Source organism: Sediminibacterium roseum (assembly GCF_009939005.1).
GTDB lineage: Bacteria > Bacteroidota > Bacteroidia > Chitinophagales > Chitinophagaceae > Sediminibacterium > Sediminibacterium roseum.
Genome location: NZ_JAACJS010000012.1, coordinates 595921 through 618180, shown reverse-complemented (window position 1 = coordinate 618180; position 22260 = coordinate 595921). Strand labels below are relative to the sequence as shown.

15 protein-coding genes and 1 riboswitch are annotated in these 22260 nt (G+C 49.4%); of the genes, 7 read left to right on the top strand and 8 right to left on the bottom strand.

Features of this window, described 5'->3' with window-relative positions:
* Positions 1–2 precede the first annotated feature (2 nt).
* Complete coding sequence (locus GWC95_RS10935; RefSeq protein ID WP_161818737.1) at positions 3–1613, top strand: SusD/RagB family nutrient-binding outer membrane lipoprotein; 1611 nt, start codon at positions 3–5, stop codon at positions 1611–1613.
* A gap of 12 nt (positions 1614–1625) precedes the next feature.
* Complete coding sequence (locus tag GWC95_RS10930; protein WP_161818736.1) at positions 1626–2402, top strand: DUF4397 domain-containing protein; 777 nt, start codon at positions 1626–1628, stop codon at positions 2400–2402.
* Between the two features lie 149 nt (positions 2403–2551).
* Here the strand turns inward: GWC95_RS10930 and GWC95_RS10925 are convergent, their stop codons facing one another.
* Positions 2552–3214, bottom strand: a complete 663-nt coding sequence (locus GWC95_RS10925) for a J domain-containing protein (protein ID WP_161818735.1) — start codon at positions 3212–3214, stop codon at positions 2552–2554.
* Entirely contained in the window at positions 3214–3612 is a 399-nt protein-coding gene (locus GWC95_RS10920) for an STAS domain-containing protein (RefSeq protein WP_161818734.1), read from the bottom strand. The genes GWC95_RS10925 and GWC95_RS10920 overlap by 1 nt, the downstream gene beginning before the upstream one ends.
* 180 nt (positions 3613–3792) lie before the next feature.
* On the opposite strand from GWC95_RS10920, the gene GWC95_RS10915 reads away from it, so the two are divergent.
* On the top strand, positions 3793–6348 hold the full coding sequence (locus GWC95_RS10915) for an ATP-dependent Clp protease ATP-binding subunit (protein WP_161818733.1): 2556 nt from the start codon (positions 3793–3795) through the stop codon (positions 6346–6348).
* A 157-nt stretch (positions 6349–6505) separates the two neighbouring features.
* Here GWC95_RS10915 and GWC95_RS10910 read toward each other — a convergent pair whose 3' ends face one another.
* The 3 genes from GWC95_RS10910 to GWC95_RS10900 all read right to left on the bottom strand — a co-directional run bounded on the left by GWC95_RS10910 (position 6506) and on the right by GWC95_RS10900 (position 10012).
* Entirely contained in the window at positions 6506–7063 is a 558-nt protein-coding gene (locus tag GWC95_RS10910) for a UbiX family flavin prenyltransferase (RefSeq protein ID WP_161818732.1), read from the bottom strand.
* Between the two features lie 219 nt (positions 7064–7282).
* On the bottom strand, positions 7283–8938 hold the full coding sequence (gene glgP / locus GWC95_RS10905; RefSeq protein WP_161818731.1) for an alpha-glucan family phosphorylase: 1656 nt from the start codon (positions 8936–8938) through the stop codon (positions 7283–7285).
* A 123-nt stretch (positions 8939–9061) separates the two neighbouring features.
* Positions 9062–10012 (bottom strand): hypothetical protein, encoded by a 951-nt coding sequence (locus GWC95_RS10900; protein ID WP_161818730.1) that lies wholly within the window; start codon positions 10010–10012, stop codon positions 9062–9064.
* A gap of 151 nt (positions 10013–10163) precedes the next feature.
* Here GWC95_RS10900 and GWC95_RS10895 point away from each other — a divergent pair, with 151 nt between their 5' ends.
* From GWC95_RS10895 to GWC95_RS10885, 3 genes are all read left to right on the top strand, one after another.
* Positions 10164–10823 carry a metal-dependent transcriptional regulator gene (locus tag GWC95_RS10895; protein ID WP_161818729.1) on the top strand — a complete coding sequence of 220 codons (660 nt, stop codon included), beginning with the start codon at positions 10164–10166 and terminating at the stop codon, positions 10821–10823.
* A 3-nt stretch (positions 10824–10826) separates the two neighbouring features.
* Positions 10827–12707 (top strand): Nramp family divalent metal transporter, encoded by a 1881-nt coding sequence (locus tag GWC95_RS10890; protein ID WP_161818728.1) that lies wholly within the window; start codon positions 10827–10829, stop codon positions 12705–12707.
* 146 nt (positions 12708–12853) lie between these two features.
* Entirely contained in the window at positions 12854–14086 is a 1233-nt protein-coding gene (locus tag GWC95_RS10885) for an NADP-dependent isocitrate dehydrogenase (RefSeq protein ID WP_161818727.1), read from the top strand.
* A gap of 142 nt (positions 14087–14228) precedes the next feature.
* Here GWC95_RS10885 and GWC95_RS10880 read toward each other — a convergent pair whose 3' ends face one another.
* Positions 14229–15662 carry a SusD/RagB family nutrient-binding outer membrane lipoprotein gene (locus GWC95_RS10880; protein WP_161818726.1) on the bottom strand — a complete coding sequence of 478 codons (1434 nt, stop codon included), beginning with the start codon at positions 15660–15662 and terminating at the stop codon, positions 14229–14231.
* Between the two features lie 10 nt (positions 15663–15672).
* Entirely contained in the window at positions 15673–18849 is a 3177-nt protein-coding gene (locus GWC95_RS10875; protein WP_161818725.1) for a SusC/RagA family TonB-linked outer membrane protein, read from the bottom strand.
* A 341-nt stretch (positions 18850–19190) separates the two neighbouring features.
* Positions 19191–19294: riboswitch (SAM riboswitch) on the bottom strand.
* Between the two features lie 189 nt (positions 19295–19483).
* Between GWC95_RS10875 and GWC95_RS10870 the strand changes: the two genes are divergently transcribed.
* Positions 19484–20380, top strand: a complete 897-nt coding sequence (locus GWC95_RS10870) for a DUF1684 domain-containing protein (protein ID WP_161818724.1) — start codon at positions 19484–19486, stop codon at positions 20378–20380.
* 57 nt (positions 20381–20437) lie between these two features.
* On the opposite strand, the gene GWC95_RS10865 is transcribed toward GWC95_RS10870, so the two are convergent.
* Positions 20438–22243 (bottom strand): DUF885 family protein, encoded by a 1806-nt coding sequence (locus tag GWC95_RS10865; protein WP_202630265.1) that lies wholly within the window; start codon positions 22241–22243, stop codon positions 20438–20440.
* Positions 22244–22260: the final 17 nt, after the last annotated feature.

Below are 22260 nucleotides of genomic sequence, written 5' to 3'. Positions count from 1 at the left end.
GTATGAAATTTATCAAATACCTGTTCATATCCGCCATTATACTAAGCAGTGCGAGCTGTAAGAAATGGATGGATATCAACACAAGCCCTGCCAACCCGCAGGAAGTGAACCCGGAGATCCTTCTCCCGCCAATGCAGTACCAGATGGCCAACGGAACCGCGAGCGATTACGGTGGATACCTGTTCAAGTACATCCAGTATTGCAGCAACCAGAACGCCGACGCGATCTGGGAAAAACACGGATACGAAGCCGCTACGGATTTTTCTGGTGTAATGTGGAGAATGACTTACGTTAACCTCGGCCCGAACCTGGAAGAGATGATCAAAAAGTCGGTGACGCAACAGAAATACATTTATGCAGGTATTGGTATGGCCATGAAAGCATGGTCGTTCCAGATCCTCACAGATTACCACGGACCGATCATCCTCGATGAAGCATACGACCAGACCAAGCTCCACTTCACATACCAGGAGCAGGACAAGGTGTATGAGAAAGTACGCGAATGGTCGTACGAAGCGCTCGCCTTTTTGAACAGGACCGATGGCAAAGACGATCCGAATATGCTGAAAGGTGTAACCGGCGACCAGATCTACAAAGGCGATGTGAGCAAATGGAAAAAATTCGTTTACGGTTTGCTCGCGCAGCAATACAGCCACCTGGTTAACAAAGCAGATTTCAAAACGAAGTATGCAGACAGCGTGATCAAATTCACCGATCTGTCTTTTGCAAATGAATCAGAGGATCCAATGGTTTTCTTCAACGGAACCATCGCAGCTGATGCAAACCCAATGGGTGTGCTCAACTCTGGAAACATCCTGAACTACAATGCAACCACGGCAAGGGTAACCGGCCGTATCTCAACCCCGATCCTCAAGGCCCTTACCGGTGGTTTGAGAGGAACGGCGCTGGTTGATGTGACCGCTGCGAGCCCAACCTACGATCCAAGACTTACGCGCATGCTCACGGCTTGTCCCGACGGCGTATTCAGGGGCGTAATACCAACTTACGGCGACCCGGCCACCACAAAACGCATCCCGCACATTCTCGGAAGCGTTTCGGCGCCGTACCCTGGTAAATACATTTTCGCAGACAAGGCGTTGTATCCTTTGATGTCGTACTCTCAAATGCAGTTCATCCGCGCCGAAGCATTGCTGATCAAAGGCGGAAGAGAGGCGGAAGCCTACCAGGCATACATCAATGGTATCGACGGGCACATGGATTTTATAAACAGGTATGGACTGAACGGCGGTTCATCGGGCATGACGATCACACCGGCACAGATCGCTGCGTATAAAGCCGGAACAGAAGTGGCGCCGAATGCAGCGTCGCTTACGATCGCAGACATCATGGGTCAGAAATTCATTGCACAATGGGGTTGGGCCGGTGTTGAACAATGGTGCGACCTGCGTAAATATGACTACAGCGCCGCTATCTTCAAAACCTATTACCAGTTAACAGGCAGTGAGATCTATTCTGTGAACAACGGCAACTATGTACATAGGGTGCGCCCGCGTTACAATTCAGAGTACGTATGGAACAAGGACGAATTGGCGAAATGGGGCGGTTTGAACAACGATTACCATACACAGAAAATGTGGTTCAGTAAACCTTAAAAAACCTAACTAATGAAACTATCAAAAATAATACTGGCAACGTTTGTAACGGGAACCGCCTTGCTGACGGGTTGTGAGAAGAATGTGGTCGACGACTATGTTCCTTCAACCGAGATCACCGCGAACGATGCACAGCTTAAGATCAATTTCAACTCCGCGTACGCCGCAAACCCGAGTGTATACTTCAGGATCAACGGTGCAAAAGTGAGCGGACCAACTACCGCGCGTACGCCTTTCCCCGGCGGTGGATTCAATACCGGTGGTGATGCGCGCGCCGACTACCTGGTGCTCACACCCGGTGAAAAAACAGTTGACGTGATCCTCCCTAAGAAATTAGTGGTGGAAGATTCAGTCAAATTGTACACAACAAAAATCACCATCGAAGCAGGCAAATACCACACCCTCCACATCACCGATACTGCGGCAAATACACAGTCGGTATTGGGAACGGAAGACGTTTCAAGACCGGATTCCGGTTTTGCAAAACTCAGGTTTGTGAACCTGATGCCAAACGTTCCGGCGGTTGACCTGTATTATGGAACAACGGTTGTAGCGGCGAACATCGCTTACAAAAGCTTCAGTCCGTATTTCCCCATAGCAGCAGTTTCTACGCTCACCTGGGCCATCAGGAAGGCCGGCGATCCAAGCACCACAACGGCGCTTGCCACTTATGCAGGAACAGCGTCGATCAGCGCAAACAGAAGGGTAACCACTGCGTTCGCCATCGGATTCAACGGTGCAACGGATGCGACCAGGAAACCTTATATATCTTTCCTGTTGACGAATTAATAAAGCCCTGGGCCTTGCGCCCCGGCTGCGAGCCGTCCCGCTATGCGGGGCGGCTTTTTTTTGTGCGTGCTTGTTGCGATTGCGAAAACAGCCATCACTGGTTTGGTTAACGGCGCCTTGTTTTGATTGCCGGGCCAGCGGGCGGTTTTCTAAACTGCCTGGTTCCCTTTAGTCGCGAGGTAGGTTAAAAAGCAAAACAGCGCCGCCAACGCCAGGGCGACATAGATCTTGTAGCGGTTCCAGAAGTATTGTTGAGAAGACTGCCGGACAAACTGCGTAATGAGACGCGTATTTCCCGCATCGTTTTCTGCGAGGGCATTCAGCTTTGAGAACAATGGTTTTGCGTAGGGAAAAGGTAAATGAAAGGCGGATGCGAGGATGTTTTGAAGGATGCTCGTTGTAACGGCGTTGTTCTTCTCTTCTTCGAGGATCCCGAGGTTGTGGTCAGACAGGATTTCCATCAACCGGAAGAGCAAAATATCGCGGTCGATACGCAACGGATCGCGGTGCTGTATGTCAACGGCAAGTTTGCTGCTCTGCAGCAGGATCTCTTCCGCCGATCGAGCCAGCGGTTTTTCCTTGTAATGCGAGTGGTTCAGGTAACGCTGGTAATTGTATTCCGCGCGTTTTTTGGGATCCGACAGTACCGCGTAGGCTTCGTTGATGCGCGAGAACTTTTCCGTGGCAGCCGCGCTGTTGTTGTGTTTGTCGGGATGCAGCTCCATCGCCAGCTTCCTGAACGACCGTTTGATCGCATCCGCTGAAGCAGACGGGGATACGCCCAATGCCTGGTAATGGTCCTTGAAAGCCATTATGCGTTTGATTCAAATTCCATATCGTCGCCGTCCAGCAACTCACGTTCGATCTCTTCCATCTGCACAATATCCCATGCCTCGCTTTCGGTTGGCGTAACATTGAGCATCTCGAGGAGCTCTTTCTGTTCGAGCTGCTCTTCAACGGCAGGCTGCAGGCAGCAGATCACAAAAGATGCATTAGATTCGTAGAATTGCTGCGACATTTCTAACAGCACCGCCGCCGCACCGTCGTCTACCGCCGAAACCTGTTCCATCTGCAGGATCACATTTTTGACGTCTTTTTCCAATATCCCGGAACCCGTTTGGGCAAGTTCCGCTGCAATATTGGCAGACAATACCCCCGAAATCGGCGTTACAACAGTAAATTTCTCCTTGGTATCAATTTTGAAATGCATAATGAGGGTTTGAGTTGGTAACCGGCGGACTGCAAGCTACGGGCCGCGGGTTATAAAAGAAGGTTTACCACCCGAAGCGCACAGCTCATCGCTCTGAAAACAACATTAACAGTTGTGCATAACTGCTACACAACTTCGATCAAATTTATTCGTTATAATTGTATAAATCCAAATTAGGCCATGGATAATAATTTTTCAGCACAGGTTAAAGAGATCATTTCTTTCAGCAGGGAAGAAGCGTTGCGTTTGGGAAATGATTTTATAGGAACAGAGCATTTACTGTTGGGTTTGATCCGCGATGGGGACAATACGGCCATTAAGGTATTAAAGCAACTCAATGTTGACCTATATGAATTACGGAAAGAGGTTGAACTCGCCGTAAAAGATAAAACAGGAAAGAATATTGCGAACATCAACAGCCTGCCGTTGACCAAACAGGCAGAGAAAGTGATCCGCGTTACCGTTCTTGAAGCAAAAGCTTTGAAGAGCCCATTGGTAGAAACGGAACACCTGATGTTGAGCATCCTCAAGAACAAAGAAAACATTGCCACACAGATCCTGAACCAGTTTGATGTTGACTACGATCTGTTCCGCAATGAACTCGGTATGGTGGGCACCACCAATCCGCCGCCACGCAGCGAATTCACAGACGACGACAACGATGAGTTCGATGAAGAGAAACGCGGCGCCGGGTACTCACAGCAACGCGCAGGCGGCAAACAGACCGGTGCTGCCAAAAGCAAAACACCCGTACTCGATAATTTCGGCCGCGACGTTACCAAACTCGCAGAGTCCGGAACACTCGACCCCATCGTGGGCCGTGAGCAGGAGATCGAGCGCGTGAGCCAGATCCTGAGCCGTCGTAAAAAGAACAACCCGATCCTCATCGGCGAACCCGGTGTGGGTAAAACGGCCATCGTAGAAGGGCTCGCGCTCCGCATCGTGCAAAGAAAAGTGAGCCGCGTATTGTTCGACAAACGCGTGATCTCCCTTGACCTTGCAGCTTTGGTGGCAGGAACCAAATACCGGGGGCAGTTCGAAGAAAGAATGAAAGCGATCATGAACGAGCTCGAAAAGAACCGTGATGTGATCCTCTTCATAGATGAGATCCACACGATCGTTGGCGCCGGTGGCGCAAGCGGATCGCTGGATGCATCCAACATATTCAAACCGGCCCTCGCAAGGGGCGAACTGCAATGCATCGGCGCCTCAACATTGGATGAGTACCGTATGTACATTGAAAAAGATGGGGCATTGGACCGCCGTTTTCAAAAAGTACTGATCGAGCCGCCTAGTGTAGACGAAACGATCCAGATCCTCACCAATATCAAATCGAAATACGAAGATTTTCACAACGTTACCTACGGTGATGATGCGATCGAAGCATGTGTGAAGCTCAGCGACCGTTACATGACCGACAGGTTATTGCCAGACAAAGCGATCGATGTATTGGATGAAGTAGGCGCGCGTGTTCACCTGAAGAACATCAATGTGCCGCAGGATATCGTGGAGCTGGAGAAGAAGATCGAAGACGTAAAGAACGAAAAGAACAAGGTAGTGAAGAGCCAGCGCTTTGAAGAAGCCGCTTCACTGCGCGATACGGAAAAACGCCTCGGCGAAGAACTTGAAAAAGCAAAAGCGCTGTGGGAAGAAGAAAGCAAACACAAACGTTACCCGATCACCGAAGAAAACATTGCTGAAGTAGTTAGCATGATGACCGGCATTCCCGTAAAACGGATGGTACAGGCCGAGACAGAAAAACTGCGCAGGATGAGCGAGGATATGATGGGTATGGTGGTAGGACAGGACGATGCCATTCAAAAAGTGGTGAAGGCCATACAGCGGAACCGCGTGGGCCTGAAAGATCCAAAGAAACCGATCGGTACATTTATATTCCTGGGCCCTACGGGTGTTGGTAAAACCGAGCTGGCGCGTGCATTGGCGCGGTACATGTTTGATTCGGAAGATTCTTTGATCAGGATCGACATGAGTGAATACATGGAGAAATTTACCGTGAGCCGTTTGATTGGCGCACCTCCGGGATATGTAGGTTACGAAGAAGGTGGACAGCTTACCGAAAAAGTGCGCCGCAAACCGTACTGCGTGATCCTGCTCGACGAGATCGAAAAAGCGCACCCGGATATTTACAATATCCTGCTGCAGGTATTGGATGACGGGCAACTGACAGACGGCCTGGGCAGGAAAGTGGATTTCAAAAACACCATGATCATCATGACCTCAAATATTGGCGTGCGCCAGTTGAAAGAGTTTGGCGATGGTGTGGGCTTTGCAACGGCTACCCGGATGCAGAATGCCGGGGAGAACAGCAAAGCGGTAATTGAAAAAGCATTGAAACGCACTTTCTCACCAGAGTTTTTGAACAGGATCGATGATGTGGTCGTGTTCAATTCACTGAGCAAAGAAAATATTTTCAATATCATAGACATCCTGATGAAGGGCGTGTCGAAACGCCTCGCCAATCTTGGTTTCTCCCTGGAGCTGACCGCAGAAGCGAAAGACTTCATCGCAGAGAAGGGATACGATGCAGAATTCGGGGCAAGGCCGCTGCACAGGGCGATCCAGAAATACCTGGAAGATCCGCTGGCAGAAGAGATCCTCAACTTCAACGTAAAAGATGGAGATGTGCTGATCGCCGACCTTGATAAGGAATCCGCGAAGATCACCTTCAGCTTCCGAAAGAAAGTAGAAGAGAATGAGCCGGAAGCGCAGGCATAAAAAGTAAGTACAGTTAGCATAGAGCCCCGCAGGTTGCGGGGCTTTTCGTTGTTGCAGGGGTATGGCCATCTAAAAGTAGTCAAACCCGTTGCGGGTTTCGCAGAAACGGTTTGTACTGATTCCGGAACAAAGATGTTTTTATTTCCCGCGGTTACAATTACGCTCCCCAGCGAAATGTTCGCACATCGATGCCGGCCAGGTCGAGCGCACGGTCAACAACCGTTGCCGCAACTTCTTCGATCGTTTTAGGGAGAGAATAGAAGGAAGGGGTGGCAGGACAGATGATCCCGCCCGCAAGCGTTACCAGTTCCATGTTCCTGATGTGGATAAGCGAATACGGCGTATCGCGAACCATGAGAATTAATTTGCGACGTTCTTTGAGCACCACATCAGCGGCGCGCGTAACAAGGTCATCGCTTACGCCGTGAGCGATCCTGCCCAGTGTGCCCATGCTACAGGGTGCAACGATCATCACATTGTATTTGGCAGAGCCGGAAGCGAAGGGTGCAGAAAAATCGTATTTGTCGAAGTACCGGAAAGGGTAGTTGTTGTAGTCTTCATTGCCGAGTTCTGTTTTCCAGATCTCCTTCGCGTTGTTGCTCATCACGATGCCTGCCTCTTCGTATTGGCCCTTTAACGCAACGAGCTTGTCGAGCAAAACCTTTGCGTAAACTGCTCCGCTGGCACCTGTTATGGCAACTGCTATCTTATGCACAGATTGAGATGATTTTGTTTGATAACCAATGATCCTTTGCAAAACAAAGATACACGATAAAAAGTAAGCGTTCTTTAATTACAAGATCCCGGCGGGTTTGTTGAGGCCTTTACCGGTATTCCATCCTGATGATTTAAACAGGATTTCATCATCACATAAAAAAAGAAAGCACCGCGCGGGTGCTTTCTTTTTTTCATAACCAGGCGGTTGAAACCAGCGCTAGCCTTTGTACATGATCTCGTAATACTCATGTGCCATCCTGTTGCTGTCAAACTGGAACCGCACATCGCGCATTCCGTTTTTCTGGATCTGCCTCCAGGTATCAAAATCGTCGTAGTAAAGCGGAAGTATTTGCTGTTCGAGTATTTCGTAGACTTTGTTGAGGTCGTATTCGTCCTGCTCGTGCACGTTCATGTTTGCATAGTCGGCCTTGGGAACAACGAAACCGTTGTTGCCATGGTTGATGAATTCCGGGATCCATCCATCATCGGTAGAGAAATTCACCGCACCGTTCATCGCTGCAGTCATACCGCTTGTGCCCGATGCTTCGCGCGGAACGCGCGGATTGTTCAGCCAGATATCCGCCGCCTGTTTGATGCGTTTGCTCAATGCCAGTTCATGGCCGATCAACACGGCAACATTTTTATATTTCTTGCTCAGGTGAACAAGGTTGTTGAACTGCGAGATTGCGGGATGGTCTACCGGGTAAGGCTTTCCTGCCCAGATGATCTGTACGGGGTATTTTGTGCTGCTCAACAATTTTTCAAAACGCTCCATATCGTAAGTGAGCATGTCGGCGCGTTTGTAGCCGGCGAAACGTCTTGCCCAAACGATCGTAAGCACATTCGGATCGTAGATTTTCCCGGTTTGATCCGCAACGATCTCGAATGCCCTTTTCTTGAGGTGTTTTTTCCTGTCGTCGAATCCAAAATCGTTCCCTTCTTCCATGAAGCGGTACATCTGTTTATCCGCCCAGTAACGCCAGTTCTGCGCGTTGGTGATGGATGTGATGGGGCAGATGCCTTCGTAATGCTTCCACATTTCCCGGCTCACCACGCCATGCAGCGCAGACACGCCGTTTGCCTTGCGCGCAAACCGAAGCGCCGCAAGTGAATGGTTGAACTGGTCGTCTTTGATGCCGGTGAGTTTGCGCACTTCATCAATGCTGAGCCCGCAGAAATAACTCATCTTATGGCAGAGGTACATATCGTGTTTCTCATTTCCCGCTTCTTCAGGGGTATGTGTTGTGAAGACGAGGCGCTCCCTTACTTTGTCAACGCTCTTGTATTTGTTCAATAGATAAAAAGCAGAAGAGATCCCGTGCGCTTCGTTCAAATGGTATACATCGGGGTTAAAGCCCAGCTCATCGATCAGTTTTGCGCCGCCCACACCGAGCAGGATGAACTGCGCCACTTTGGTGGCCACGTTTGCATCGTACAAACGGTGCGTGATGGTTTGGGAAACATAATCGTTCTCAGGCAGATCGGTGCTCAGCAGAAACAAAGGGGCGCTGCAAAACGTATCAGGATTGAGGTACAGCACCTTCACCCAAACCGGCGCCTCATGGATCATGATCTGGAACTTTATACCGGTATCTTCCAGGAAACTGTAGTTTTTTTCCATGAAAGTAACCTGCAGGGTCTGGTCCTGGTTGCGGGTCTGGTCGTAATACCCGTATTTCCACAGGATGCCGATGCCGATCATGTTCTGCCGCAGTTCAAAAGCGCTGCGCAGGTGGGAGCCTGCAAGAAAACCGAGCCCGCCGCTGTATATTTTTAAAGGTTGGTGAATGGCAAATTCCATAGAAAAGTACGCCGCCTTCTTCGCATATTCTTCGTTGATCGCATAGGGTACTTCGTAGTTTCGAAAATTCATGTGTTTTTGTTTGGTTAGTAGCAGGCAAGATAAGGGTTTCTGTGTATTTTTTACACGGTGTGGGTATTCGTTGCAGGGCTCGGGCGTAAAGCAGTGCCGGGGAGCAGACAGCTTCCGGCCAGGCTATTTCGCTGCTTTCTTCTTCGGTTCTTTCTTCTTCACAAATGTATCGTCGAAATAACACTTGATTCCCCTGTGGTTGCCGCAGCTGCCCTGTTCCTTAACGGTGATCTCATTACCGCTGAAGGTAAAATCGATCACGCACGGGTCGCCGTTCTCTGTGAATACGGCGGTGTTGGGCGACCTGAATTTCATTTCACCTTTGAGTTCTCCCGTACAGCCGCCTTCGTTCTTCTCGAAATGAATGAAGAACTGGTACACATCGGGTTTGTGCGTGTCGCGGATGGAGATGTAGTTCTTTTTATCCTGCACGTAATCGCCGCTGTATTTGTTCTTCCGCGGCAGTGTATCGATCGGGTTGATCACCACCATTTTTTTCGGGTCCTCGTTTGAATCGTTGATCACCACCATGAAGATGCCTGCACTGTTGTAAACCCATCCCGTTCTCGAGTACTGTATAGCGTTGTCCTTACCCACCTTCTCTTTGCTGATCAGGAACGTAGGCTCGCGGTTGATGGAAACAGAATGCAGGTAACCATCATTGTGATTGGTGTTGAGCAGTTCTTTGGACCCGAGAAACCTGTTCTTCTCATCCGTAACAAACACTGCCAGTTTGGTCTGCTTTTTTCCTGTATTGAAATTGAGCAGCAGGTATTTTTCCTTGTCTTTTTCAATGATGCCCACAGGGTGGATCACTACTTTTTTGTTGTTGCCCACAACAGGCGCCACCGCACTGTCTGGAAAAAACTGGAGCAACGCCTTGTAACCGATCGTAAGTGTATCGCTCACCTTGTTGATATTGGTATCCGCCACCAGGTAGTTTCCTGTGATCTTTTTAAATACTCCCATAAAGTCTGCAACCTTGATGGGCGTTTCCCCGGAGAGGTCAACCTGTTTGTCCTTACAACCAACAGCAAACAAAAGGACAAACAGTATGGGGAGGCTGTTCTTCATAAACCGAATATTTTCATAAAAATAGGGTTTTAAAGAAGACAAGACACAAGAAGGCATTACCCAAAGCACGGGTACAGGCAATAAACCTTTGTTTTGTTCCTTGCGGTGTTGATTTATTTTTTTAGATTTGTCTAAAATTAATTTTAGATACATGAGTTTTTCGGTCACGGAAGAGAATTACATCAAGGCCATTTTTCACCTGCAGCAGGAGGATGGGAACGTGTCTACGAACGAGCTGGCGGCAGAACTGAATACAAAAGCGGCTTCGGTTACCGATATGCTTAAAAAGCTCAAGGCTAAAAAGTTACTCAGTTACGAAAAGTACAAGGGTGTGCGGCTGAGTGCAGAAGGTAAAAAGCTTGCCTTGGCCATTGTTCGCAAGCACCGTTTGTGGGAGTTTTTTTTGGTGGATACCCTGCAGTTTGGCTGGGACGAAGTGCACGAGGTTGCCGAGGAGCTCGAACACATCAGCAGCAAGAAGCTGGTAGAGAAACTGGATGCTTTCCTGGGCCACCCGAAATTTGATCCGCATGGCGATCCGATCCCCGACAGCCAGGGAAAAATGGCGGTACAGCAACACATCAACCTCATTGATCTGCCGGTTAACAGGATGGCGGAAGTGAGCGGGGTAGGGAGCCAGTCGTCTGAACTGCTGGAGCTGCTCAAACACAAACACATTGGTATCGGAACAAAACTGGAGATCAGGAAGAAATTCAGCTTTGACAATTCGATAGAGATAAAGATCAGGAACCAGAATGCATTTACGATCAGCCAACAATTAGCGCAGGCGTTGTTTGTAAAAATTGTGTAACGAATGAACAGGCATGCAGGCGAACAATCACTCAGCGAAGTACACGAGTCGGTAGATACCACCGCTCCCCGCAAGGGATGGCGAAGGATACTTGCATACATAGGCCCTGCCTATCTTGTAAGTGTCGGATACATGGACCCCGGCAACTGGGCCACCGATCTGCAGGGTGGCGCCCAGTTCGGTTACAAGCTCATCTGGGTGTTGCTGATGAGCAACCTGATGGCGCTGTTGCTGCAAAGCCTGAGCGCGCGTTTGGGTATTGTGCGCAGGCGGGATCTTGCACAGGCCAACCGCGAAACCTATCCGCCCATCGTTAATTTCTGCCTGTATATTTTAGCCGAGCTGGCCATCGCCGCATGCGATCTTGCGGAAGTACTGGGAATGGCCATCGGTATACACCTGCTTACCGGGTTGCCGCTCATCTGGGGCACGGTGATCACGGTGCTCGATACATTTTTGTTCCTCCTTTTACAACGCTTCGGCATCCGCAAAATGGAGGCGTTCATCATTTGTCTTGTGGCCATCATCGGCGGTTCGTTCCTCATCGAGGTACTGATCGCCAAGCCGCATATGGGCGATATCATACAGGGTTTTGTGCCCACAAAAATGAACAACGCAGCGTTGTACATCGCCGTAGGCATCATTGGCGCCACCGTAATGCCGCACAACCTGTATTTGCATTCGGCGCTGGTGCAGACAAGAAAGATCAGCAACGATGAAAAAGGCATACGAAAGGCGATCAAATACAACCTGATCGACAGTACCATCGCGCTCAATGCGGCGTTCTTTGTAAATGCGGCGATATTGATACTCGCAGCGAGCGTGTTCTTTACCACGGGCAATACCGAAGTGGCAAAGATCAAAGACGCGCACCGGCTGCTCGAACCATTGATGGGGAGCCAGCTGGCGCCGATCTTATTTGCAGTGGCGCTGATCGCCGCCGGGCAAAGCTCCACACTCACCGGAACACTTGCCGGGCAGATCGTAATGGAAGGATACCTGCAACTCCGCATCAACCCCTGGCTGCGCAGGTTGTTAACGCGTTTGATCGCGATCGTTCCGGCCGTGCTTGTGATACTGGTGTATGGTGAGGAAAAAGTAGACGACCTCCTTGTATTCAGCCAGGTGATCCTGAGCCTGCAACTGGGCTTTGCGGTGATCCCGCTGATCCATTTTGTGAGCGATAAAAAAACGATGGGCATCTACGCGATCAAAAATTATACAAAGGTGGGCGCATGGCTCATCGCCATCATACTCGTATACCTTAACGTAAAGCTGGTGATGGACGAGATGGTGAAAGTGTTTGCATCCAATGCCATGTGGTACTGGAAAATAGCGCTGGTGGTTGGGGTGATATTGTTTGTTGGATTGTTCCTCATCATGACGTTCCTTCCCCTCCTCAAACAACGCAGGGAAAGACAGCGCGCCGTATTGCACGGGGAAACCGCGGTGCTCAATAACCTCGATGTAAAACATTTCAGGCGCATCGCCATCGCACTCGATTTCTCGAGATCGGATGAAAAGCTCATCGCACATGCCATTGCGCAGGGAAGGGAGCCGGTTACCTATGTGCTGATGCATGTTGTGGAAAGCGTTTCCGCACGATATCTCGGCGAAGCAAGCGATGACGATGAAACACGCCGCGATAAACTCCGCCTGCAGAATTATACCGAGCAGCTGCAGGCAAAAGGATATACCGTTGAGGCCGTCATCGGCTACCGCAACCGGGTAAGCGAGATCATCCGTATTGTAAAGGAAGCAGACGCCGATATGCTCGTGATGGGCGCACACAGGCACTCGGGGTTGAAGGATTATATATTTGGCGAAACGATCGAATACGTAAGGCATAAACTGCCGATACCGGTATTGATCGTAAATGTTTAGCGCGCCCGCGGTTTTTACTATTGGCCGTTAGTTTACAGGGGGGCGGCTTTGCCCGGAGCCATGGCTAAAAGCAGGCACACAAAGGCCAAAAGCTAGCTAAAACCCCTACATTTGTCCTCGTTTTTAACCAACCTAAAAGAACAGCAATGGCACAAAAAATCAAAGTGGCAAATCCGGTGGTAGAACTGGATGGAGACGAAATGACCAGGATCATCTGGAAGTTCATCAAAGACAAACTGATCCTTCCTTACATAGAAGTGGATATCAAATATTACGATCTCGGTATGGAGTACCGCGATGAGACCAACGACCAGGTTACGGTGGATGCGGCCAATGCGATCAAACAATACGGCGTAGGCATCAAATGCGCAACCATCACACCGGATGAGGAGCGTGTAAAAGAGTTCAAACTGAAACAGATGTGGAAGAGCCCCAACGGCACCATCCGCAATATCCTCGACGGAACCGTGTTCCGCGAGCCGATCGTTTGCTCAAACGTTCCGCGTCTTGTACCTAACTGGACCGCGCCGATCTGTATCGGCCGCCACGCGTTTGGCGACCAGTACCGCGCAACAGATTTCGTAACAAAAGGCAAAGGAAAACTTACCGTAAAATTTGAGGGCGAAGACGGAACCGTGCAGGAGTTTGAAGTTTTCAATTTCAAAGGCGATGGCGTTGCACTGGCCATGTACAACACCGATGAGAGCATCAAAGGTTTTGCACGCAGCTGTTTCAACACGGCGCTGGCGAAAAAATGGCCTTTGTACCTGTCTACCAAAAACACCATCCTGAAAAAATACGATGGCCGTTTCAAAGATATTTTTGAAGAGATCTACCAGAACGAATTCAAAGCGGCGTACACAGAAGCAGGCATCACTTACGAGCACCGCCTCATCGACGACATGGTTGCCAGCGCGCTGAAATGGAACGGTAATTTTGTATGGGCATGTAAAAACTACGATGGCGACGTTCAAAGCGATACCGTTGCACAAGGTTTCGGTTCGCTGGGATTGATGACATCTACCCTCATCACCCCCGATGGAAAGGTGATGGAAGCAGAAGCCGCACACGGAACGGTTACCCGCCACTACCGCGAACACCAGAAAGGAAAACCAACTTCTACCAACCCGATCGCTTCCATCTTCGCATGGACAAGAGGCCTCGAGTTCCGCGGCAAACTGGATAACAACCAGGAGCTGGTCGATTTTTGTCACGCACTCGAAGCCGTATGCGTTGAAACCGTAGAGAGCGGTAAAATGACAAAAGACCTCGCCGTTTGTATCCACGGAAACAAAGTGGAACACGGTAAAGATTATCTCTACACAGAAGAATTCTTAGATGCATTGGATCAGAACCTGAAGGCTAAATTGGGCCGCTAGTTTTTTGATTGCGATTCAACATAAAAAAGCTCCCGCATGTTGCGGGAGCTTTTTTATAATGGGCCGTGTATGGTTATTAAGTTGTGCATCAAAGGCAAACCTGCATTGCGTGCGCTTGCTTCTTTTTAAGCACTTGTATCACTTAGTTTACGTCAAACCAGAGTTTTGTTGTCAATCCATCCACACCCTGTCTTGCCACGGCCGCTTTATAGCTCGCGCCATTGAGCGATTGTTCGGTGCCCGGGTAGATCAGGCGCACGGGTATTTGCCCGTTGAGTACCGTTGCACTTGATGCAGTAAGCTGCGGGTAATCGAGGCGGCGCCGTTCTGCGAATGCTTCGAGGCCCTCGCCAAACAGGGCGATCCATTTCTGTTCGCCGATCGATCTTTTGAAATTTACGGCATCATACTGCACCGCTGTTTGCGCCAGGTAAGTTGTGGCCAACGCATCTGCAATGCCGTATTGTTTGAAGGATGCTTTGATCGCCTGCTGGTAAAGATCCGCCGCATTTTCTGTGGTAAAACCACGCGCAGCAGCTTCGGCCCGGTCGAAGAGCAGTTCGGAATAGTTGAAGATCACCGCCGGCGCCTGCGCTGCGAGAAAATATGCGCCGGGCTTCGATGTTTTTGCAAAACCTAAATTGCTCGCATCCGAATTCGTTAAACCATTGGGCACACCAACGTATTCCTGCGGTGTAGTGGTTTGTGTTTTGCTTGCATAGACAGGCAGGCGCGGATCGTTCAGTTGAAACAGCTTGTCAACGATCGTTTTGCTGATGCGGTAATCATCACGTGTTTCAAACGATGCATTTACCGGGTTCTGCTGCGGCGATGTGAGGTAAACGAGTTGTGCATTGTCTGCATTGTCGGCCAGGTAACCATCAGCATCAGCCGACAATTCTGTTATTACCTGTTTTGCCTTATCGGGTTCCCTGTCGGAAATACGCAGCGCAATACGCAAACGCAGCGAGTTGGCGAGTTTTCTCCAGCGTGCGATGTTGCCATTGTAAATAACATCACCGCCAATCGCCTTACCCGCGGGGTCAAGCGATGCTTTGGCCGTTTTCAGGTCGTCCAGCAATCCAAAATAAACATCCTTTTGTGCATCGTATGCAGGCGTGATGTATTCGGAGATCGATCCTGCCTGTTTGTAAGGGATATCGCCATAGGCATCAGTAAGCAAAAGAAAGGTCCACGAGCGCAGCACAAGCGCAACGCCTTTGTAGTTCGGTATGTTTTGCTTCGGACCAAGATCGATCAGTTTGTTGAACGCGTTGATGCTTTGCGAATAGCCCGTTGACCACAAACTTGTAAAACTGCTGTTCGAAAAAATGAAGCGGTCCTCTTCCGTGTACTGGATCTTTGCCCAATGCTGTACAAACAGCAAGCTCGAGTTCATGTTGTTGGTAGTACCCCAGTAGGCGTCAACCGTGCTTTTGATGGCGCCTGTTAACAGGTAATCGGGTTGTGCATTTTCGGTGGCATTCGGGTTTACGTTGATGCGGTCCAGTTCCTTGTTGCACGATGCGGCAACCAGGGCAAAGACGAGCAGTATATATGCGTTGTATTTTTTCATGTTGATGGAATTAGAATTTGAGGTTGAGGTTGATGCCATAGCTTCGTGAGGTTGGATTGGATAAGCTTTCCAGCCCCTGCGCATTGCCTGTATTGAAAGCTACTTCCGGATCGATGTCTGTTGTGTTCCTGTGCAGGATCAGGAGGTTTCTTCCCACCAGCGAAACAGAGGCATCCGCGAGCCCGATGGAACGGACCCATTTTGAGGGAAGGTTGTAATTCAGTTTTACTTCGCGCAGCTTTACAAACGATGCGTCGAAAATATTTGCCTCATCGATCGTGCGGAACGATTTGTAATAGGTTTGGGCGGAGATGATCTTGGTATTCGCCTTGCCATCGCTCGCCACGCCTTTGAAGATCATACCGTCATCATACACGGTTTCACCACCGGGTGCCGTGGCACCGGCCTGCAGTTGCACGGTACCGTTCGCTTTCAGGTTGCCAGGGTAATAATAATACAGTCCGCCATATTCAGCGGCCCTTCCCGGTAATGTTGAAGCCAGTACACCGGTATAGGTTCCGGTTGCATAGGTGCCGTTGTATATTGATCCGCCAAAACTCGCATCGACCAGGAACGAAAAGCTGAATCCTTTGTAGCTGATGGTATTGGTAACGCCGCCGATCCAGTCGGGCGTATATTTACCCAGTACCCTCTTCGTCGGGTCGATCTGCGGTGTGCCTGTTGCATTCACCAGGATATTGCCGGAAGCATCCCTCAGGAACGCATTGCCAAACAAGGTTCCGTACGGTTGTCCAACAGAGGCGATCACCTGTGCCGAATTGCTGCCGATCACATAGTTCTGTAACAATCCCGCTTTGTCCAGTTCAATCACCCTGCTTCTGTTCACTGCGTAATTCGCGTCAATATCCCAGGTGATCTTTCCTTTTACCGGGGTAACGCCCACCTGCAGTTCAAACCCTTTGTTGTTGATACGGCCCGCGTTCAAAAGTTTTGAACGGAAGCCCGTTGCATTGCTTACATCCACACTCAATATCTGGTCGAAACTGTTGGTATTGTAAAAACTAAGGTCAACACGCAGCCGTTTGTTGAACAACACGGCTTCGGCACCGAATTCAGTAGAGTTGGTGGTTTCCGGCCTTAGGTCCGGATTCATGTCTGTGGCAGATGCCGTAAGCTGCGGGTACGCGCCAAACGGAGTGCCGAATGAATAGGTGTTCACAGAACGATAGGGATCTGCATCCTTGCCCACTTTAGACCATCCGCCACGCAGTTTCGCATAATTCAACACATCACTCTTTATATGGAAGGCTTCCGTAACAATTAAACTTCCACTGAACGAAGGATAGAAATAGGAGCGGTTCTTTGCCGGAAGGGTAGACGACCAGTCGTTGCGCGCCGTCACATTCAGGAACGCAAAATTGCGGTATCCCAGTTGCGCAGCGGAGAAAAGGCTGTACGATTTTAATTTGCTGAAGTTGTTCGATGATGTCAGCGGATCCCTCGAATTCGTCAGCGAATACAAACCCGCCACAGCGAGCCTTGGCGCACTCTGTACGTTTTCTTCCGTATAACTTGAACGGATGTTTCCACCGCCCAGTATTTCAAAGCTAAGGTCGCTGTTGAGTTTGCGGTTGAAGTTCAGCGTTCCTTCCGTATTGGTTTCGTTGAAAGTGAAGCCTGTTTCTGTATAGGATCCATACGGCGTGCCATTGGTGCCGAAGGCGATGCGGATCTTGCGCCTGTCGTTGTAATAATCCGTTCCGGTACGAAAATTAAAATCGAGCCCTTTAACGATCTTGTAATTCAGCGCCACGTTCCCGATCAAACGGTTGCGTACCTGTGATACTGTATTTTCATACGCAACAAAATAGGGATTGCTGTAATAGCTGTTGTTCCAGTTGAAAGGAACGCCGTTCTCATCCAGGTAATTTTTGAGTTGATTGATGTCTACCTGTCTCCCGAACCAGGTAAACTGCAGCATCGTACTTGTGGCCCTTGTTCCACCCGTACCCGGCAGGTTGTCTGATGCAAGCTTGTTGTAATTCGCATTTGCCGTTAGCGTGAGCCTTGGCGTAAGACGCAGGGTGGTATTGAGCGCAAATGAATTCTTGCCTTGCCCTGAGTTGGGGATCACGCCTTCCTGTTTCAGGTTGTTGTACGACAAGCGATAATCAAATTTTTCAGTCGCGTCGGCGATCGAGATCCCATTGGTAAGCACATAACCCGTTCTGAAAAAATCGCGCACGTTATCAGGATGTGCAACAAAAGGAACGGCCTGCCCTTTGGAATAGAATTGTGGGATCAGCCTGCCATCCAGCTTTGGCCCCCAGCTTTCATCAACGCCGTCGTTGATGCCGCCGCCCTTTCCATCTACATAACTGAATTTGCCTTCGGAACCTTGCCCGAATGCGTTTTGGTATTTCGGCAGGGTAAGCAGGCTTTCAAACACGAGGTTTGAATTCAGGGTAATGCCTGCGCCGGTTTTTGATTTACCTGTTTTCGTTTTGATCAGAATCACGCCAGCCGCTGCGCGCGATCCGTACAGGGCCGCTGCATTGGGTCCTTTGAGCACGCTGATCGTTTCGATGTCGTCGGGATTGATGTCGGATATCGTATTTGCGTAATCACGCGCACCTCCGGCATTGCGTTGCGAATTGTCAACCGGGATGCCATCGATCACAAACAAAGGCTGGTTGTTGCCGGCAATGGAGGTCTCACCCCTGATCACGATGCGCGACGAACCCATATCTCCCTGGCTGTTGGTAACACGCACACCGGCGATCTTTCCCGAAAGGGCATTTATCAGGTTGGGGTCTTTTGCTTTCGACAGGTTGTCTGACTTCAGTTCCTGCACGGCATAACCCAAAGATTTTTTCTGCCGGTTGATGCCCAGCGCCGTTACCACCACTTCGTTCAAGGCATTTTCTGCCGGTTGAAGAACGATGCGAAGTACACCGCTGTTATTGGTTACGGTAGTCTCCTGCAACTGGTATCCCACATAAGAGAAAACCAGCGTACTTTTCTCCGGCGCCTGGATGGAGAAATTTCCTTTGGCATCTGTAACCGCCGATTGTGTCCCGTTCTTTACAAGCACAGAAACGCCCGCGAGCGGCTCATCATTTGTTTTGGAAAACACGGCCCCGGTAGTTGTAACCAATTGCGCATTGGCTGCATGCACCCACAGCAGGAGCAACAGCGCCGCAGGTATTTTTAATTTGATAGACATTGTTAGTTGGTTTGAAATGAACGGCTTCACACAATGGCATACCAATAGCGTTCGGTGTTTTGCACCGTTGTGAGAAACCGGTTAAATAATCAGGATTAAATGCAGGCGCAATGCCTGCAGGTGTATTTTAGTATGCGCTGCAACAGCAACAACACGGGGAGAAGTGATGGTGTTTCATTTGTACTGCAGTGCTTCGGTCGGCTCGTTTTTCGTTTTTCATCTTTTTTTATTTACGGTATGATGGATCTTATCCAGAACGGGAGCGGGGTACAGGCATAAAAAAAGCACCCCGTAAACCAGGAGTGCATTATATAGAGAAATCCTATCGCATTCAACTGATCTACTTAACTACCCCGGTTTTCACCAGGATGGAATTAGCACCATTTCCTTTCGGATGGTTGCTAAGGCTTCATCGGGCCAGTCCCTCTGCCTTTCTTGATAAGTATTTTGTAAGAACTCCGGCAAAGATAAGCGGATTTTCAATAAGTCTATAAAAAAAGTAGACTTTATTTTTTTTGTCTTTTTTTTCATTTGGTTTTTGAATGCTGTGGCGTTTTTTATTTCCTATAAAAACAATAGACTAAGCAAAAAGGTTCTATTTTTGTCCATTATTTTTTTACTTAAATTTTTTAGCATGGATATTCTAAAGCGCTGCGTGTTTCTTTTGTGTCTTCTTGTTGGCGGCTCGTCGCTTGCTCAAACTCCTGATGCGTATACCCAGTCCGTTAACCAATGGCACAAGGAAAGAGAAGCGGGCTTGAAACGCGAGAACGGCTGGCTGAACCTTGTGGGGTTGTACTGGTTATCGCCCGGGAAAAATACATTTGGCGCCGCAAAGAACAACAACGTTGTTTTTCCGAAAGGATCAGTCGAAGAATATGCCGGTTATTTTGAACTGGGTGCCGACAATACCGTTACGGTGGTTCCTGCAGAACATGTTGCGATCAGAGTGAACGGGGCGCCGGTAACAAGGGCGATTATCTTTCACAACGACTCCACACGCGTTACAACCACCTCATACAAAAACCTGCGGTGGACGGTCATCAGGCGCAACGACAAGATCGGCATCCGCCTGCGCGATCTGCAGAGCGCTGCGCTCACAGCTTTCAACGGTATCGAACGCTATCCCGTTTCCGCCGCATGGAAAGTTAATGCCGTTCTCGAGAAAACAGGAACGCCTGACCGCATCGATATAACAAATGTACTCGGGCAAACCAGCCAGCAGAAAGCGGCGGGCAGGCTCTCTTTTTCCATCGGGGGCAAACATTATTCGCTGGATGCGCTTGACGAAGGCGGTCCCGATCTGTTCGTGGTTTTTGCGGACCAGACCAATGTTTCGGAAACCTATCCCTCGGGAAGATTTTTGTCTGTGAACCGCCCGGATGCAAACGGCAATACGGTAATCGATTTCAATAAGTCTTACAATCCACCTTGTGCATTCACCGATTATGCAACATGCCCGTTGCCGCCACCGCAGAACAGGTTAACTATCGCGGTGCCTGCGGGTGAAAAGAAATGGGGGCATCATTAATGCAAAAAGGGCATTTCAAACGAATGCCCTTTTTACCGGTATACAAATTTTTTTTCCTTATTTCTTTATATCGTAAAACCTCCAATTGGTTTTAAAATCTTTCGTGATCTTCTGGTCCGTCAATATTACACGCAGCAATTCGATCGGCATGCTTCCTTCTGAGTAGATGGCGTCGTTGTATTGTTTCAATGTCATTTTTTTGGAATCCACCAGTTCTTTTTTCAACGCATACAACTGCATACCGCCTGTCATGTAAGCGAGTTGGTAGAGCGGGGGATAACTGCCGTTGAAAGAACGGCGTACTTCACCTTCTGCGTTTGCCCTTTCGAAACCAACGCGGTCAACAAGAAAGTCTACCGACTGTTGTGTTGTCCATTTGCCGAGGTGGAAATTGAGCGAGAACATGATCCTCGCGCAGCGGTGCATTCTCCAGAACAGCATACCGATCCTTTCTTCGGGTGTTCTCGGGAACTTCATGTCCCACAACAGCAGCTCATAATACAAAGCGCTTCCCTCGCCCCAGAACGGCGTGTTGGTGTTGAGCAGGTCGCGGCGGTAGGTTTTGTTGCGTTGTGCCATGTATGCCTGCAGCCAGTGGCCCGCGATCAGTTCGTGGTGAACGGTGGCGCGTGAAAATGCGGGAACGTTTCCGCGCATGCTCATCATTTTTTCATCGTAACCCATCGTATTGGTAGGGTAAGAAATACTGAGTGTTTCGCCACCGGTGAAGAACGGGTTCACAAGCTGGCGCTCGGGTGTCATCATTACCATGCGCCATGTTTCTTCTGATAACTCGGGGATGGTTACCATATCGTTCTTGCGCAGGAATTCTACCGATTGTTTATAGAGCTCGTACATCTCCTGCGGTTGCTGCCCGGGGGGCAGGAAGCTGTTCTTTACTTTTTCCTGTGCGTCTTTCCATTTGTCGCCAAAACCCATTTCGCGCGAGGCCTTCAACAGCTCCGCATCGCAGTAAGCAAATTCTTTCTCTGCGATGGCGATGAGTTCTTCGGGTGTATACGGGATGTATTCGAGCGCGAGCTGGCGAACCAGTTCATCCCTCCCCACCGCGATACCGGGGATGGTGCTGCCGTCGTCTTTCGGTTTGGGTGAAAGATCTTTTCCCTTGCTTCTCAAAACAGCAGCAAAAGAAGAGAGTGTGCTGTCGAGATCCGAATAGGTTCTGGGAACCCACCATGTATACATCGGGTCATAGCCATTGTAAAACTCAAAAGCATTTTTCAATGAGCCCTGCAGCGAACGGATCGCTTCTCCGCCAAGGTTGGTAAGTTTGATATCGATCGTTCCTTCTTTCTTCAACGCGTCTTTTGCCGCAACTACCTGTTTGATGATCTCGTTCATCTGTTTGGCAACCTGCTCTCCATTCACATTCAGGCCGCGGCGCCTTGGCCGCTCGAGTTCGTAGACCTTTTCTGCAAACGGCATGTAGCCGGCGATCTTTGCGTAATTCTCGTCTTCTGTTTTCAGTTTGTCTTTCGAATCATCCAATATTCTTTTAAAAAGAATGTAATCAACTTTCGCGTACACACTGATCTTGTCGAAATTCACCGCATCCATTTTCTTCTCATACGATGCGATGAGCTTCTGCATGCGCGCCCTGCGTTCGGGAGAATTGTAGGTGTTGCCCTGTCCGCCGCCGCGCCCCCCAAAACCTCCGAAGCCGGTGTTGGCATTGGTTGCATAAAAACGGGTGATGTTGCCCAGATCGGCATTGTACTGCACCATCATATCGTGCATCTCGCTTGTTTGCGAATAAAGCCTTGCATTGGGGGCTTGGGCCGAAAGGCGCAAACCCATACAAACGGCAAGCAGCAGGCAAAGGCCCGCGATCTTTTGTTTCATAAGCATTATTTAGTATT